The 13,359-nt window shown below is 53.3% G+C and carries 17 protein-coding genes; 11 read left to right on the top strand and 6 right to left on the bottom strand.

The window, feature by feature from the left end; translation table 11 throughout:
• Nucleotide 1 precedes the first annotated feature (1 nt).
• Both SD961_RS06600 and ruvX read left to right on the top strand, forming a co-directional pair.
• Nucleotides 2-565, top strand: coding sequence for a YqgE/AlgH family protein (locus tag SD961_RS06600; RefSeq protein ID WP_318789598.1), 564 nt, complete (start codon nucleotides 2-4; stop codon nucleotides 563-565).
• The gene (gene ruvX / locus SD961_RS06595) at nucleotides 565-987 is read left to right on the top strand and encodes a Holliday junction resolvase RuvX (protein WP_318789597.1); all 423 of its coding nucleotides are present in this window, start codon (nucleotides 565-567) and stop codon (nucleotides 985-987) included. Before SD961_RS06600 ends, ruvX begins: the two co-directional genes overlap by 1 nt.
• 7 nt (nucleotides 988-994) lie before the next feature.
• On the opposite strand, the gene SD961_RS06590 is transcribed toward ruvX, so the two are convergent.
• Nucleotides 995-2,020 (bottom strand): type IV pilus twitching motility protein PilT, encoded by a 1,026-nt coding sequence (locus tag SD961_RS06590; RefSeq protein ID WP_318789596.1) that lies wholly within the window; start codon nucleotides 2,018-2,020, stop codon nucleotides 995-997.
• A 14-nt stretch (nucleotides 2,021-2,034) separates the two neighbouring features.
• Here SD961_RS06590 and SD961_RS06585 point away from each other — a divergent pair, with 14 nt between their 5' ends.
• The 6 genes from SD961_RS06585 to SD961_RS06560 all read left to right on the top strand — a co-directional run bounded on the left by SD961_RS06585 (nucleotide 2,035) and on the right by SD961_RS06560 (nucleotide 6,150).
• Nucleotides 2,035-2,742: a YggS family pyridoxal phosphate-dependent enzyme gene (locus SD961_RS06585; RefSeq protein ID WP_318789595.1), complete on the top strand. Its 708-nt coding sequence runs from the start codon at nucleotides 2,035-2,037 to the stop codon at nucleotides 2,740-2,742.
• Nucleotides 2,743-2,750: 8 nt separating this feature from the next.
• Complete coding sequence (locus SD961_RS06580; RefSeq protein ID WP_318789594.1) at nucleotides 2,751-3,305, top strand: YggT family protein; 555 nt, start codon at nucleotides 2,751-2,753, stop codon at nucleotides 3,303-3,305.
• Nucleotides 3,306-3,327: 22 nt separating this feature from the next.
• Nucleotides 3,328-3,921 carry an RdgB/HAM1 family non-canonical purine NTP pyrophosphatase gene (gene rdgB, locus SD961_RS06575; RefSeq protein WP_318789593.1) on the top strand — a complete coding sequence of 198 codons (594 nt, stop codon included), beginning with the start codon at nucleotides 3,328-3,330 and terminating at the stop codon, nucleotides 3,919-3,921.
• Nucleotides 3,914-5,053: a radical SAM family heme chaperone HemW gene (gene hemW, locus SD961_RS06570; protein WP_318789592.1), complete on the top strand. Its 1,140-nt coding sequence runs from the start codon at nucleotides 3,914-3,916 to the stop codon at nucleotides 5,051-5,053. Before rdgB ends, hemW begins: the two co-directional genes overlap by 8 nt.
• Nucleotides 5,054-5,377: 324 nt before the next feature.
• Nucleotides 5,378-5,806 (top strand): hypothetical protein, encoded by a 429-nt coding sequence (locus SD961_RS06565; protein ID WP_318789591.1) that lies wholly within the window; start codon nucleotides 5,378-5,380, stop codon nucleotides 5,804-5,806.
• A gap of 5 nt (nucleotides 5,807-5,811) precedes the next feature.
• Nucleotides 5,812-6,150, top strand: a complete 339-nt coding sequence (locus SD961_RS06560) for a hypothetical protein (RefSeq protein WP_318789590.1) — start codon at nucleotides 5,812-5,814, stop codon at nucleotides 6,148-6,150.
• Nucleotides 6,151-6,539: 389 nt separating this feature from the next.
• Here the strand turns inward: SD961_RS06560 and SD961_RS06555 are convergent, their stop codons facing one another.
• The 3 genes from SD961_RS06555 to trmB form a co-directional block, all read right to left on the bottom strand.
• A complete protein-coding gene (locus SD961_RS06555) occupies nucleotides 6,540-7,253 on the bottom strand; it encodes a DUF2884 domain-containing protein (RefSeq protein ID WP_318789589.1) in 714 nt (237 codons plus the stop codon).
• Nucleotides 7,254-7,340: 87 nt separating this feature from the next.
• A complete protein-coding gene (locus tag SD961_RS06550) occupies nucleotides 7,341-7,667 on the bottom strand; it encodes a YggL family protein (protein ID WP_318789588.1) in 327 nt (108 codons plus the stop codon).
• The gene (trmB, locus tag SD961_RS06545; RefSeq protein ID WP_318789587.1) at nucleotides 7,667-8,386 is read right to left on the bottom strand and encodes a tRNA (guanosine(46)-N7)-methyltransferase TrmB; all 720 of its coding nucleotides are present in this window, start codon (nucleotides 8,384-8,386) and stop codon (nucleotides 7,667-7,669) included. The genes SD961_RS06550 and trmB overlap by 1 nt, the downstream gene beginning before the upstream one ends.
• Before the next feature lie 151 nt (nucleotides 8,387-8,537).
• Between trmB and mutY the strand changes: the two genes are divergently transcribed.
• Genes mutY through mltC form a run of 3 tightly spaced genes read left to right on the top strand, consistent with a single transcriptional unit; the run spans nucleotide 8,538 to nucleotide 11,029 of the window.
• Nucleotides 8,538-9,626: an A/G-specific adenine glycosylase gene (mutY, locus tag SD961_RS06540; protein WP_318789586.1), complete on the top strand. Its 1,089-nt coding sequence runs from the start codon at nucleotides 8,538-8,540 to the stop codon at nucleotides 9,624-9,626.
• Entirely contained in the window at nucleotides 9,626-9,898 is a 273-nt protein-coding gene (locus SD961_RS06535) for an oxidative damage protection protein (protein WP_306210659.1), read from the top strand. Before mutY ends, SD961_RS06535 begins: the two co-directional genes overlap by 1 nt.
• 51 nt (nucleotides 9,899-9,949) lie before the next feature.
• Nucleotides 9,950-11,029: a membrane-bound lytic murein transglycosylase MltC gene (gene mltC, locus SD961_RS06530; protein WP_318789585.1), complete on the top strand. Its 1,080-nt coding sequence runs from the start codon at nucleotides 9,950-9,952 to the stop codon at nucleotides 11,027-11,029.
• Between the two features lie 172 nt (nucleotides 11,030-11,201).
• Here the strand turns inward: mltC and SD961_RS06525 are convergent, their stop codons facing one another.
• Entirely contained in the window at nucleotides 11,202-12,029 is an 828-nt protein-coding gene (locus tag SD961_RS06525; RefSeq protein WP_318789584.1) for a phosphoenolpyruvate hydrolase family protein, read from the bottom strand.
• 2 nt (nucleotides 12,030-12,031) lie between these two features.
• Nucleotides 12,032-13,252 (bottom strand): Tm-1-like ATP-binding domain-containing protein, encoded by a 1,221-nt coding sequence (locus SD961_RS06520; protein ID WP_318789771.1) that lies wholly within the window; start codon nucleotides 13,250-13,252, stop codon nucleotides 12,032-12,034.
• Nucleotides 13,253-13,359 lie beyond the last annotated feature (107 nt).

Here is a 13,359-nt window from a genome sequence, read left to right as displayed (position 1 = left end):
TATGAATTTACAGCATCATTTTTTGATTGCGATGCCCACGCTGCAGGACCCGTTATTCAAGCGCTCGGTGGTTTATATCTGCGAGCATAATGATGACGGAGCCATGGGCCTGATTGTGAATAAGCCAATGGAAAATTTAACCGTTGACGGTATTCTGAAGAAACTCAAAATTATGCCCACGCCCCGTGAGCCAGAGGTCAAACTCGACAAGCCGGTTTTCTCCGGTGGCCCGCTGGCAGAAGATCGTGGATTTATCCTGCACTCTGCCCAACGAACTTTCGCCTCCAGCATCCGCGTTTCCGATAATACGGTGATTACCACCTCGCGTGATGTGCTGGAAACCCTGGGTACGCCAGAACAGCCGGGCAGTGTGCTGGTTGCGCTGGGCTACTGCGCCTGGGAGAAAGATCAGCTGGAAAATGAATTGCTGGAGAACGCCTGGCTGACGACGCCCGCTAACAGCAACATCCTGTTCCAGACCCCGATAGCCGAACGCTGGCGGGAAGCGGCAAAAAGCATTGGTGTAGATATTCACAATATCACCAGTGATGCAGGTCATGCCTGATGAGTCATATGACCCTGCTGGCATTTGATTTCGGCACTAAAAGTATTGGCGTGGCCATTGGGCAGCAGCTCACCGGCACAGCCAGACCCTTAGCGGCGCTGAAGGCGCAGGACGGCACGCCGGACTGGAATAAAATTGAAGCGTTACTGAAAGAGTGGCAGCCGGACCGCGTGGTGGTCGGCCTGCCGCTGAATATGGATGGTACCGAACAACCGCTGACGGTACGCGCCCGTAAGTTTGCCAACCGCATTCATGGCCGCTTCGGCGTGCAGGTTGACCTCCACGATGAGCGTCTGAGCACCATTGAAGCGCGGGCAGAGCTGTTCGAACGCGGCGGCTTTCGTGCGCTGAGCAAAGGCAGCGTGGATTCTCTCTCTGCTGTGATCATTCTTGAAAGCTGGTTCGAGAACAGCTGGTCCTGAGGGCAGGTTAACCAGCCTGAACCCGGTCTGGCCCGGCGATTAATCCTGCTTTTCTCCGCTCGGCCAGACTTTGCGCAAAGGTCTGCATCCCGCTTTGCATACCCGTTTCCAGCAAGCCAGCAAGCTGATGGGTTTTTCCCTCGCGGATCAGGTTGGCTACCGCAGGGGTATTCACCAGCACTTCAAATAGCGCCACCCTTCCCTGCCCCTGTTCCGCTCCCTGCTCCAGCCGCTGCGCTATGACCGCTTTCAGGCTGCCAGCCAGCTGGCTACGCACCCGGTTTTTCTCCGCGCCGGGAAAGAGATCCACCAGCCTCTCCACTGCCTGCGTTGCGCCACGGGTGTGCAGCGTCGTCAGCACCAGATGCCCGGTTTCTGCCGCAGTCAGCGCCTGTTGAATGGTCTCGCCATCACGCAGTTCACCGAGCAGGATAATATCGGGATCTTCCCTCAGCGCGCCGCGCAGCCCTTCACTGAACGAAATGCTGTGCTGACCAATTTCCCGCTGCTGGATCAGCGAGCGCTGGCTGTGATGGATAAACTCGATCGGATCTTCCAGCGTGAGAATGTGCCGCGCCTGCTCTCTGTTGATCTCGCCAATCAACGCCGCCAGCGTAGTGGATTTACCGCTGCCCGTTGCACCGGTTACCAGCACCAGTCCATCGTTCAGGGTTAACAAGGTGTGAGCGATGGCAGGCAACTTCAGCTCAGTAAGATCGGGGCAATGGCTGGCTATCAGCCTCAGCGCCAGCGAAAGCCCCTGCTGCTGGCGGAACAGATTGGCACGCAGACGCACGCCATCCGCCATGGTCAGAGCAAAATCGAGCTGGCCCGCCAGGTCAAACTGCCTCATCCGGGAGGCGGTAAGCCACCTTTTTGCCCAGGCTTCCAGCTGTGCGGAAGTCACGGGCGTGGCATCCGGCATCGGCTCCAGCCTGCCGCAACGCCGCCAGAACGGAGAATGACCACTGCAAAGGTGCAGATCCCCCGCGTTATGCTTTACACTAAGGGCCACCATCTCTTCAATATTCATAATATTCCCTGACTATGACCTCGATTCAGCACAACTTACAGCAAGTCCGCGAGCGGATCTCAGCGGCCGCCGCACAGTGCGGGCGCGATCCGGCAGAAATTACCCTGCTTGCAGTCAGCAAGACCAAACCTGCGAGCGCGGTCGAAGAAGCCGTTGCCGCTGGCCAGCGCTGTTTTGGTGAGAACTACGTGCAGGAAGGTGTCGACAAAATTAAAGCGTCAGGAAATTCCGCCCTCGACTGGCACTTTATTGGCCCGCTGCAATCCAACAAGAGTCGCCTGGTTGCTGAACATTTTAGCTGGTGTCACACCGTAGACCGGCTGAAGATTGCCGTCCGTCTTAACGAGCAGCGTCCGGAAGCGTTGCCGCCGCTGAACGTACTGATTCAGATAAACATCAGTGACGAAAACAGTAAATCTGGCATCATGCTGGAGGCGCTGAGCGAGCTGGCAAAGGAGATTTCACTTCTGCCTCGTTTAACGCTGCGTGGTCTGATGGCTATTCCCGCGCCTGAAAGTGACTATGCGCGGCAGTTAGCCGTCTGTAGCCAGATGGCAGAAGCGTTTAACGAACTGAAAAAAAAATATCCCTCTGTCGACACGCTTTCTCTGGGAATGAGTGACGATATGGATGCCGCGATAGCGGCAGGCAGTACAATGGTGCGCATTGGCACCGCAATTTTTGGCGCGCGTGATTACAGCGCCGCTCACAACAATAACTGAGGAACCCCATGCTGACGTTGACTTTTCTGGTCAAGACCCTGATCGACCTCTACGTAATGGTACTGCTGTTACGTATCTGGATGCAGTGGTCGCGCTGTGATTTCTATAATCCACTGTCACAATTTATCGTAAAAATTACTCAGCCGGTGCTCAAACCGCTGCGGCGGATCCTCCCTTCCATTGGCCCGGTCGATACTGCGCCGCTGCTGCTGGCGTTTGTGCTGACTACGTTGAAATACCCGATTTTACTGTTAATCCAGGTGGGCGCCTTCTCCGTGGACCCGATGAACCTGCTGGTTGGCCTGCTCTCGCTGGTCAAATCCGTTGGTTATCTGGTGTTCTGGGTGATCATTATCCGCTCACTGATGAGCTGGATCAGCCAGGGCCGCGGCCCGATAGACCATGTGTTAATCCAGCTGACCGAACCGCTGATGGCCCCCATCCGCCGTATACTGCCCGCTATGGGCGGGATCGATTTCTCCGCGATGGTGGTGATCCTGATCCTCTATATGTTGAACTACCTGGGCATGGATCTGTTCCCTGGCCTCTGGTATCTGCTGTAATTTGAAAAACTTTGGACCTGATATGCAAAAAGTTGTGCTCGCCACCGGGAATCCCGGCAAAGTTCGTGAAATGGCCGATTTGCTGGCCACCTTTGGCCTCGACATTGTGGCGCAAACGGAACTGGGCGTGGAGTCAGCCGAAGAGACCGGCCTGACATTTATTGAAAACGCGATCCTGAAAGCGCGTCACGCTGCGGCGGTAACCGGCTTGCCGGCAATTGCCGATGACTCCGGGCTGGCGGTAGATGCGCTGGGCGGCGCGCCGGGGATCTACTCCGCACGCTACGCGGGCGAAGAGGCCAGCGACCAGCAGAATCTGCTTAAGCTGCTCGCAGCGCTGGAAAACGTGCCGGACGGCGCTCGTCAGGCTGAATTCCACTGCGTGCTGGTCTATCTGCGTCATGCTGAGGACCCCACCCCGTTGGTATTCCATGGCAGCTGGCAGGGTGAAATTACCCGTGCTGCTGCGGGCGTTGGCGGCTTTGGTTACGATCCGATTTTCTTTGTTCCGGCACTGGGCAAAACGGCAGCGGAGCTGACCAAAGCGGAGAAGCATGCCGTTTCCCATCGGGGTAAAGCGATGACGCTGCTGCTGGAAGCGATGCGTAATGCGTAAGCTGCCTCCGTTAAGTCTCTATATTCATATTCCCTGGTGCGTGCAGAAGTGCCCCTACTGCGACTTCAACTCCCACGCGCTGAAAGGCGAAGTGCCGCACGAGGAGTATGTGCGGCATTTGCTGGCGGACCTGGACGCTGACCTGCCGCTGGCCGCAGGACGTGAAGTCAGCACCATTTTCATCGGCGGCGGTACGCCAAGTCTGTTAAGCAGTGAAGCGATGCAGATGTTGCTGGATGGCGTTCGTGCTCGTTTGCCGCTCTCCCCGACCGCTGAAATCACCATGGAAGCCAACCCCGGCACCGTGGAAGCGGACCGCTTCAGCGGCTACCAGCGTGCCGGTATCAACCGTATCTCGATAGGGGTGCAGAGCTTCAGCGAGAAGAAACTGGCGCGTCTGGGACGCATTCACGGGCCGGAAGAAGCCAGGCGTGCAGCCGGGCTTGCCACTGACCTGAACCTGCGCAGCTTTAATCTGGATTTGATGCACGGGCTGCCGGATCAGTCGCTGGAAGAGGCGCTGGATGACCTGCGCCAGGCCATTGCGCTGGATCCGCCGCATCTCTCCTGGTATCAGCTTACTATTGAGCCGAACACGCTGTTTGCCTCTCGTCCGCCGGTTCTGCCGGATGACGATGCGCTGTGGGATATTTTCGAGCAGGGTGACCAGTTGCTGACAGCGGCAGGCTACGTGCAGTACGAAACCTCTGCCTACGCAAAACCCGGCTACCGCTGCGAACATAATCTTAACTACTGGCGCTTCGGAGACTATCTGGGCATTGGCTGCGGTGCGCACGGTAAGCTGACGCAGGCTGACGGGCGGATTATCCGCACCAGCAAAACGCGCCATCCTCGTGGGTTTATGGCAGGAAATTATCTGGATCGCCGCCATGAAGTCAGCGACAGTGAAAAGCCGTTCGAATTCTTTATGAACCGTTTCCGCCTGCTGGAAGCCGCGCCGCGCGAAGAGTTTCAGCTTTATACCGGTCTTACGGAAAGCGTTATCCGGCCGCAGATCGAAGAAGCACTCAGCCAGGGCTATTTGATCGAAACAGCGGAAAGCTGGCAGGTAACAGAGAAAGGCAAACTGTTTTTGAATTCGCTGCTGGAGCTGTTCCTGGCCGAAGAGTGATAAGTTGGGTACAATCTGCCCACGTGAAAGCGCCTTAAAGTTATCTTAAGGCGTTTATTACTTTAAAGCACCAAAACAGCTTTGATGTAATTAGTGCAATAAAGCTTACTCTCATGATTGTCGTCCTTGAAAGCTGTTCACCTTCTTTAGTACATTTTGATATATTTTCCAAACAAACAATCGAGCCAGTACTTACACGCCTGAAGGCATTACTGGGTACGGGAAACAAAGCATGATATAACTGAAACAAAATTTTTTCGCACTGCCATCATAATAGAGTAGAATGCCAGACAGTGTATAACCATTGATAATTGGATTATAATAATGAGTGATGAAGATAAATCCATTAATAATGCTGCTGATAACTATATCAAAAAGCATGCTTTAAAAGTTGAAATTGCCCTCAAAGAGATCACTCCTCAATTATTTTCAGAGTTTTTAATTGAGCGAGGTGCTTCACAAATTTGCCTTTCTTGTGGTTCAGTTGATTTGGTGGTACCAGAGTCCACTGACCTGGTCATGGAAGGAGATAAATTCATTCCTTACGCCTCTCCGGACGAGAATGAAATTGCAGAGTTTGGAGCTGAGAATTTCGTTAACTATGTTACCTATTCGAAAATTGATGCTGATCGCACTCTAACTTATTCTAATATGCAATACTCTGTACATTGTATGAACTGCGGCTTTATTATTCATTACAAAGCTGCTAATGCCATTAAATGGTATGCTGATAAAAAAGCAGTAAAAGGATAAACACAATGGAAGTCAAGGATGAAAAGGTCGTTTCACTATTTCCAGCTTCCGGTAATAGTGACAAAAAAGGCGGAGATGGTGGTGGAACTATGAATGATCTCATTAAAAGAGTAGAGAAGCTCGAAGCAGATACTCATCAGATCAAGCTTGATCTGGCCATTCTTACAACCCGCTCAGAAAATTTCGTCACTAAAGCGGATCTGACACATCAGCTGTCGCTTACTGAAAGTCGCATAAGTGGGAAAATCGATAGTATTAACAACCGAATCATCTGGACGCACCTTGTTCCTGCACTTGTAGGAATTATTTTATGGTTTGTAAAAGTGGCCATCTTAAAGATTTAAGTAAGCGTATGAAATTCATCACCCCTTGCATTTTTAAGTATTTTCTTACTAATACATCACTATTTATCAATATTACTGAATTTTATTAACAAATAAGGTATGTCATTTTATTTAATAATTTTTAGATGTAAGTTATTAAAGAATGATTTTTTGTTGTAATCATATTACTAATACTGGCAAAAAAATAACATAAACTTAAAGACAGATAAATAAAATTACACTATAGCAAAGTTAAATTTACGCGTTAGCATCTTTAAAAAGATGCTCTATATTAGAAAGCCCATCAAAAGTTAATAATTATATCGGTGTTTTATTACTGTAACTCGTTACTTTTTCCTATATATAAAGAGTGAATAACTTATAAAAGGCCGGATATCCGGCCTTTTCACTTATTTCAGTCCGGCAATCATCGCCTTGCGCTGCTCTTCCAGCGTGGTCACGCGGTTACAGACTTCATGTCCAAAATTCTGGAAATCCTGCTCCTGATTTTTCCATTCGGCCTGAATAGATTGCTGCAAGCCGCCCAGATTCCCCATGATTGCCTGCAAAGGATTGCTGCCGTTGCCGGCCTGCTTGCTGCCCATCTCGTTCAGGCTGTCCTGCACCACACCGCCCATCGCGTTCTGCACCAGACGCTCGCCGTCCTGGCGAACCTGGTCGATGGCCTGATGGTGGAACGTCAGTCCGTCGTCGCGATGTTCAATAATGCGGTTCATCTGCTGCTTAAGCTGCGTGTCAAGCGAGGTCAGGCGGTTACGCACGTTACTATCCTGGCCCAGTTTTTCTACGATCACTTTATCCAGCGCCACGCGGCCTTTCTCCAGACGCTGACGCGCGCCCTGATCGATCCAGGGCAAATCACGTCGTAGCGCAGTCTGATAATCAATGGCTTTCTGCCGCGTTGCAGTATCCACCGTCGCGGCTTTTCCGTTGCGCTGCACATCTCCCGTCGGCGTGATAGTCAGATTGCCGCTGGCACCGACAACCTGCACGCTTTGCGGAGAGAGCACGATATCATCCTGAGGTTTCACGCTACATTGATAGTCTGCCTGAGCCTGGCCCGCAGCCAGTAACAACGCACCTACCATCATCGCTTTACGCATTTGCATTCTCCTGAAAGTGAAAAGGCCACGCATGCGTGGCCCCAAAATCGTTTCCCACATCCTTCGGGATGTTAAGCGGGATACTACTTAGTCCCACCAGACATCGAAAAGTTCGGTCACCTGAATGTTATTCAGCTTGCGATCTTCCAGCCACTTGCGCACCAGCTCACGATGCTCGTCAGTGCATTTACCGGTCTGCTGCAGGCAGATCAACCCTTCCCACTGCAGGTAGCCGCTGCCGTCAAACGCCAGGCCGTTAGGATCGATCACTTCTTCAATCAGTGCATCAACGGTTTTGTCGATGGTTTCTTCGTTGGTGCCTTCCGGGAAGCCGAAGCCGATGGAAAAGCCTAATTCCTGAAACTCATCGATATGCATTTTTTTACGCAAACGACGACTGCGTTGGGTAGCCATTATTTAATCCTCTCAAACATCAGATCCCAAACACCGTGACCAAGACGCTGGCCACGCTGTTCAAATTTCGTTAACGGACGCGACTCGGGACGCGGCACGTAATTTTGCGTTTCGGACTGGTTTTTATAGCCCGCGATGCTGCTCATCACTTCCAGCATATGTTCGGCGTAGGCTTCCCAGTCGGTAGCCATATGGAACACGCCGCCCAGCTTCAGCTTGCGCATCACCAGTTCGGCAAAGGGCACCTGAACGATACGGCGCTTGTTGTGACGCGCTTTATGCCACGGGTCCGGGAAGAAGAGCTGCACCATGCGCAGCGAATTATCCGGGATCATCTTATCCAGCACGTCGACGGCATCGTGGCACATCACGCGGAGATTCTCCACACCAGCCTCATGCGCGCTGCTCAGGCAGGCGCCCACGCCCGGCGAGTGTACTTCAATTCCCAGGAAGTTTTGCTGGGGATTGCTTTCAGCCATGGTCACCAGCGAGGCCCCCATGCCGAAGCCGATTTCCAGCACCACAGGGGCTTCACGCCCAAACAGGCCCACCAGGTCCACCGCCTCAGGCTGATATTCCACGCCCATCACTGGCCAGTAATTATCCAGCGCGTGCTGCTGGCCTTTTGTCAGGCGGCCCTGACGACGAACGAAGCTGCGAATACGGCGCATCGGGCGACCGTTTTCATCAAACTCCGGAGAAATGACATCATTCTTCATGTTTCTGCCTGCTGCTCTGGAATCTCTGGAAAGGGGGCATTATGCAAAGTTACAGCGGTTAAGCAAGCTCCGGCAACTTCCGGTTTACAGCATAGTTGGTCTGTGCTGGAATCCCAGCCTGATTTTTTATTCTCCAGGATATTTCTTTACCATGATGCAAGCGCCGCAGTTCTCCCGGCAGGTACTGGACTGGTATCAACGCTTTGGCCGCAAAACGCTGCCCTGGCAGCTGGAAAAAACGCCCTATAAAGTCTGGCTTTCGGAAGTGATGCTGCAACAGACGCAGGTGGCGACCGTGATCCCCTACTTCGAGCGTTTTATGGCGCGTTTCCCCACGGTTACCGATCTGGCAGCTGCTCCGCTGGATGAAGTCCTGCATCTCTGGACCGGGCTGGGGTACTACGCCCGCGCGCGCAATCTGCACAAAGCCGCTAAAATGGTGGCCGATAAGCATAACGGGGTCTTTCCGCAGACTTTTGCCGAAGTAGCCGATTTGCCAGGGGTTGGCCGCTCAACCGCTGGCGCCATTCTCTCTCTTTCGCTGGGACAGCATTACCCTATTCTCGACGGCAACGTTAAGCGTGTGCTGGCTCGCTGTTATGCCGTTGGAGGCTGGCCGGGTAAGAAAGACGTTGAGAAACGTCTCTGGCAGATCAGTGAAGAGGTCACGCCTGCGGAGGGCGTCAGCCAGTTTAATCAGGCCATGATGGATCTGGGCGCCATTGTCTGCACCCGCTCCCGCCCCAAATGCGAGATCTGCCCGTTAAATCTGGCCTGCCTGGCATATGCCAACGGGAGCTGGGAAAACTATCCGGGTAAGAAGCCGAAACAGACGCTGCCAGAGCGTACTGGCTGGCTGCTGATGATGCAGCAGGGTCAGGAAGTGTGGCTGGAGCAGCGTCCGCCAGTAGGCCTCTGGGGTGGGCTGTTTTGCTTCCCGCAGTTTGCTACTCAGCCGGAGCTGGAACAGTGGTTGAGTGAAAAACGCATCGATAGCGCCGCTTTGCAGCAGGGTATCGCGTTTCGCCATACCTTCAGCCATTTCCACCTGGATATTGTTCCGATGTGGCTGGAACTGCCTCCGGCAGGCGCGGCAATGGATGAAGGCGCTGGTCTCTGGTATAACTTAGCGCAACCACAGTCCGTTGGGCTGGCCGCTCCGGTGGAACGCCTGTTACAACAACTGCGTCAGCCACAACAGAAAGCGCTGAACATCCGCGCCACAGAAGAGGAAGAGTAATGAGCCGAATGATTTTTTGCACGTTTCTGCAGCGTGACGCCGAAGGGCAGGATTTCCAGCTCTATCCTGGCGAAACAGGCAAGCGTATTTATAATGAAATCTCTAAAGAAGCCTGGTCGCAATGGATGAGCAAGCAGACCATGCTGATCAATGAGAAGAAACTCAGCATGATGAACCCGGAAGATCGTAAGCAGCTTGAGCAGGAGATGATTAAGTTCCTGTTCGAAGGGCATGACGTCCATATCGAAGGTTACACCCCGCCAGAAGAATAATCGTTGGGCCTCACAGATGAGGCCCTCTCAATGTGGGCGAAGCACGACAAGATGAATAAGAAACTGATAGGTTTGCTGGTAATAGCGCCGCTGCTGATTTCCTGCTCAGGCAATAAAAAACCGGCTTTCCACGAAGAGTGGGTCAAGGACACCAACGGCTTCGATATTCTGATGGGACAGTTTGCCCATAACATCGAGAATATCTGGGGCATTAACGAAGTGCTGATCGCCGGTCCCAAAGATTATGTGAAGTACAGCGATCAATATTACACGCGCAGCCACATTAACTTTGAGTCAGGTTCGATCACCATCGAGACCATCGCCGGAACCGATCCGATGGCCAGCCTGCGTCAGGCCATTATTACCACGCTGCTGATCGGCGAAGACCCGGGTAACGTTGATCTCTATTCCGATGCGAACGATATCAAGCTTGGCACCGAGCCGCTGCTGTATGGTCAGGTTCTGGATAACACCGGACAGCCGATCCGCTGGCAGGGTCGTGCAGCCAGCTTCGCAGATTACCTGATCCAGAATAAACTTCAGCGCCGCAATGTCGGTCTGCACGTGATCTGGTCAGTCACTATCCCGATGGTACCAAACCATCTGGATAAGCGTGCGCATAAATATCTGCCGATGGTACGCGAAGCCGCTGCGAAATATAACGTCGATCAGTCGCTGATCCTGGCGATTATGCAGATTGAATCGAGCTTCAACCCCTATGCAGTGAGTCATGCCGATGCGCTGGGGCTGATGCAGGTGGTGCAGCACACCGCCGGTGTGGACGTATTCCGCATGAAAGGGAAATGGGGCAAACCGAGCCGCAGCTATCTGCTGGATCCGGAGAATAATATAGACGCCGGTACGGCTTATCTGTCGATCCTGCAGAGCAACTATCTGGCCGGTATCAGCAACCCGACTTCACGCCGTTACGCGGTGATTACCGCCTATAACGGGGGAGCTGGCAGTGTACTCAAGGTTTTCTCCAGCGATAAGACTCGGGCGTTCAATACGATTAACAACCTCTCTCCTGCAGAGGTCTATCAGACGCTGACCTCTAACCATCCGTCGGCTGAATCCCGCCGCTATCTCTACAAAGTGAACAGCGCGCAGAAGAGCTATCACCTCTACTAAGTGCTTTATCTACCGGATGAGGTCTTCTTCATCCGGTAACGCTTCATGCCTGCCTCGCATGCCGCACAGCAATAATGTCGGTTGCCATCAAGATAAAATTCTTTGGATTAACTTGCGGTCATCTCTGCTGGCAGCCCGGAACAGGCTGCCATTTTCAGGAAAGGCCAGAGTATCAGCGGGTGATATTTTTGAACTGGCGGGTGGTATCGGTGAGTGCGGTCTCGGTCGGCAGGCGCTCCATTGAGCTGGCGCCGTAGAAACCATCACATTGCGGGCAGTTATCCAGAATATATTGCGCATCCTGCGGGCTGGAGATCGGGCCGCCGTGGCAGAGCACAATCACCTCTTTACGCACCGCTTTTGCCGCCGCCGCCCACTGATTAATCAGCGGCACACAGTCAGATAATTTCAGAGCGGTTTCAGCGCCGATATTGCCACCGGTAGTCAGCCCCATATGTGGCACAATGATATCGGCGCCAGCTTTGGTCATCGCAATGGCATCCGCCTCGTTGAAGACGTAGGGGGTAGTCAGCAGCCCTTTCTGATGCGCCAGGGCGATCATCTCGACTTCCAGACCATATCCCATTCCCGTCTCTTCGAGATTAGCGCGGAAGTTGCCATCAATCAGCCCGACTGTGGGAAAGTTCTGCACTCCCGAAAAGCCCATGGCCTGCAGATCGTCCAGAAATTTGTCGAACTGGCAGAAAGGATCGGTACCGTTCACGCCAGCTAACACAGGCGTATTTTTCACTACCGGCAGCACTTCTTTCGCCATATCTACCACAATCTCATTGGCGTTGCCGTAGGCCAGCAGGCCCGCCAGCGACCCACGCCCTGCCATGCGGTAGCGGCCTGAATTGTAGATCACGATCAGATCGATCCCGCCCGCTTCTTCACATTTTGCGGAGAGCCCTGTTCCGGCGCCTCCTCCGATGATCGGTTCGCGGCGCGCGATCATCGCGTTAAATTTTGTCAGTATCTCCTGACGGGTAAAAGCCATTCTCAGCACTCCTGCTCTGTAAGCTGGCGAAACTGCCTGACCGCAGCCTGCGCAAATTGAGGATCGTTGATATTGTAAGGGAGACGGCGAATGAAGCGGCGCGCCGTCTGATTAAGATGCGCCTCAAGAGTGGTAATGAACGCATTATCCGCTTCCGGTGACCAGAAAACCTGGTCGGGCGCATCGAGTGCCGAGAATCCCCCTTCCGGGATCAGGAAGGCCACTTTCCCTTCACACCGGTTCAGTTTTTCCGCTATCCATTTCGCCATTTTGACGTTCTCCTCCACCGTGGTACGCATCAGCGTTACCTGCGCATTGTGGTGATAAAAGAGTCGGTCGGCATATTTTTGCGGCACGCTCTCAGCATGGCCGAAATTGACCATATCCAGCGCCCCACAGGAGATAACACAAGGTATGCCAGAGGCCGCCATCGCGTCGAAACGCGTCTCATCGCAGGCCAGTACGCCATCAAACAGCAGATCGCACACTTCCGTAGTGGTGAGATCCAGCAGGCCGGCGAGCATTTTGCTGCCAGCGAGTTTTTCCATCGCCATGCCGCCGCTGCCTGTGGCATGAAAAACCAGGCAATCGTAGTCGGTCTCCAGCGCGGCGCTCACCTGCTGGATGCAGGGCGTTGTCACGCCAAACATTGTCAGCCCCAGCGCAGGCTTATCGTCCGCACTGCGTTCCGGCTTCCAGAGCACGGCTCCCGCTATCTGATGCGCAGCATTCCCCAGGACCTGACGGGAGATGCGGTTCAGCCCGGCCACATCCGTGACGGAATAAAGCAGGCTGATATCACTGGCGCCCACGTAACCGGAGACGTCGCCCGAAGCCATGGTGGAGACCATCACTTTGGGGATGCCCACTGGCAGAGCCTGCATTGCTGGTGTGATCAGCGCGGTGCCGCACGATCCCCCCAGGCCGATTACGCCTGCTAAATCGGGACGATTGCTGAGGAAAATCTTAAATGCCAGCGCCATCGCGTCGATAGCTTTACCCCGGTCGCCGCAAAACACGGCCTCACGACCCTCGGGGTGGAAATCAGCGATCAATTCTGGCGGGAAATCTGCGCCTGAAGCACCGCTAACTGGTTGAGTAGACAGGTCAACTGTCAGAACATCCGCGCCCGTTCTGGCCACGCACTCTCTGACGTAAAACAGTTCCCTTCCTTTAGTATCCGCTGTCGCAACAGCGTAGATATACCCTGTACTTGTACCCATAGCCATAACAACACCCTGTTATTAGACGAAATAAAGACTTGATAAATCAGTAGTAAAAACGTAAATAACGTATAAGGACGCGTTTCCTTTAACGTTATTGGATAACA

The sequence above is a fragment of the Erwinia sp. MMLR14_017 genome (genome assembly GCF_033657285.1).
GTDB lineage: Bacteria > Pseudomonadota > Gammaproteobacteria > Enterobacterales > Enterobacteriaceae > Erwinia.
The sequence above is the reverse complement of the archived record's forward strand: the minus strand, read 5'-3'. Positions and strand labels throughout refer to the sequence as shown.

Excerpts from the sequence above, each read along its gene's own strand:
- SD961_RS06520 (WP_318789771.1), bottom strand. The coding sequence starts at position 13,252 with ATGGGTACAAGTACAGGGTATATCTACGCTGTTGCGACAGCGGATACT.
- trmB (WP_318789587.1), bottom strand. The coding sequence starts at position 8,386 with ATGAAGAATGATGTCATTTCTCCGGAGTTTGATGAAAACGGTCGCCCG.
- SD961_RS06600 (WP_318789598.1), top strand. The coding sequence starts at position 2 with ATGAATTTACAGCATCATTTTTTGATTGCGATGCCCACGCTGCAGGAC.
- SD961_RS06525 (WP_318789584.1), bottom strand. The coding sequence starts at position 12,029 with ATGGCTTTTACCCGTCAGGAGATACTGACAAAATTTAACGCGATGATC.
- SD961_RS06580 (WP_318789594.1), top strand. The coding sequence starts at position 2,751 with ATGCTGACGTTGACTTTTCTGGTCAAGACCCTGATCGACCTCTACGTA.
- mutY (WP_318789586.1), top strand. The coding sequence starts at position 8,538 with ATGATGCAAGCGCCGCAGTTCTCCCGGCAGGTACTGGACTGGTATCAA.
- SD961_RS06590 (WP_318789596.1), bottom strand. The coding sequence starts at position 2,020 with ATGAATATTGAAGAGATGGTGGCCCTTAGTGTAAAGCATAACGCGGGG.
- SD961_RS06550 (WP_318789588.1), bottom strand. The coding sequence starts at position 7,667 with ATGGCTACCCAACGCAGTCGTCGTTTGCGTAAAAAAATGCATATCGAT.
- hemW (WP_318789592.1), top strand. The coding sequence starts at position 3,914 with ATGCGTAAGCTGCCTCCGTTAAGTCTCTATATTCATATTCCCTGGTGC.
- rdgB (WP_318789593.1), top strand. The coding sequence starts at position 3,328 with ATGCAAAAAGTTGTGCTCGCCACCGGGAATCCCGGCAAAGTTCGTGAA.
- SD961_RS06535 (WP_306210659.1), top strand. The coding sequence starts at position 9,626 with ATGAGCCGAATGATTTTTTGCACGTTTCTGCAGCGTGACGCCGAAGGG.
- SD961_RS06555 (WP_318789589.1), bottom strand. The coding sequence starts at position 7,253 with ATGCGTAAAGCGATGATGGTAGGTGCGTTGTTACTGGCTGCGGGCCAG.
- SD961_RS06560 (WP_318789590.1), top strand. The coding sequence starts at position 5,812 with ATGGAAGTCAAGGATGAAAAGGTCGTTTCACTATTTCCAGCTTCCGGT.
- mltC (WP_318789585.1), top strand. The coding sequence starts at position 9,950 with ATGAATAAGAAACTGATAGGTTTGCTGGTAATAGCGCCGCTGCTGATT.
- SD961_RS06585 (WP_318789595.1), top strand. The coding sequence starts at position 2,035 with ATGACCTCGATTCAGCACAACTTACAGCAAGTCCGCGAGCGGATCTCA.
- ruvX (WP_318789597.1), top strand. The coding sequence starts at position 565 with ATGAGTCATATGACCCTGCTGGCATTTGATTTCGGCACTAAAAGTATT.
- SD961_RS06565 (WP_318789591.1), top strand. The coding sequence starts at position 5,378 with ATGAGTGATGAAGATAAATCCATTAATAATGCTGCTGATAACTATATC.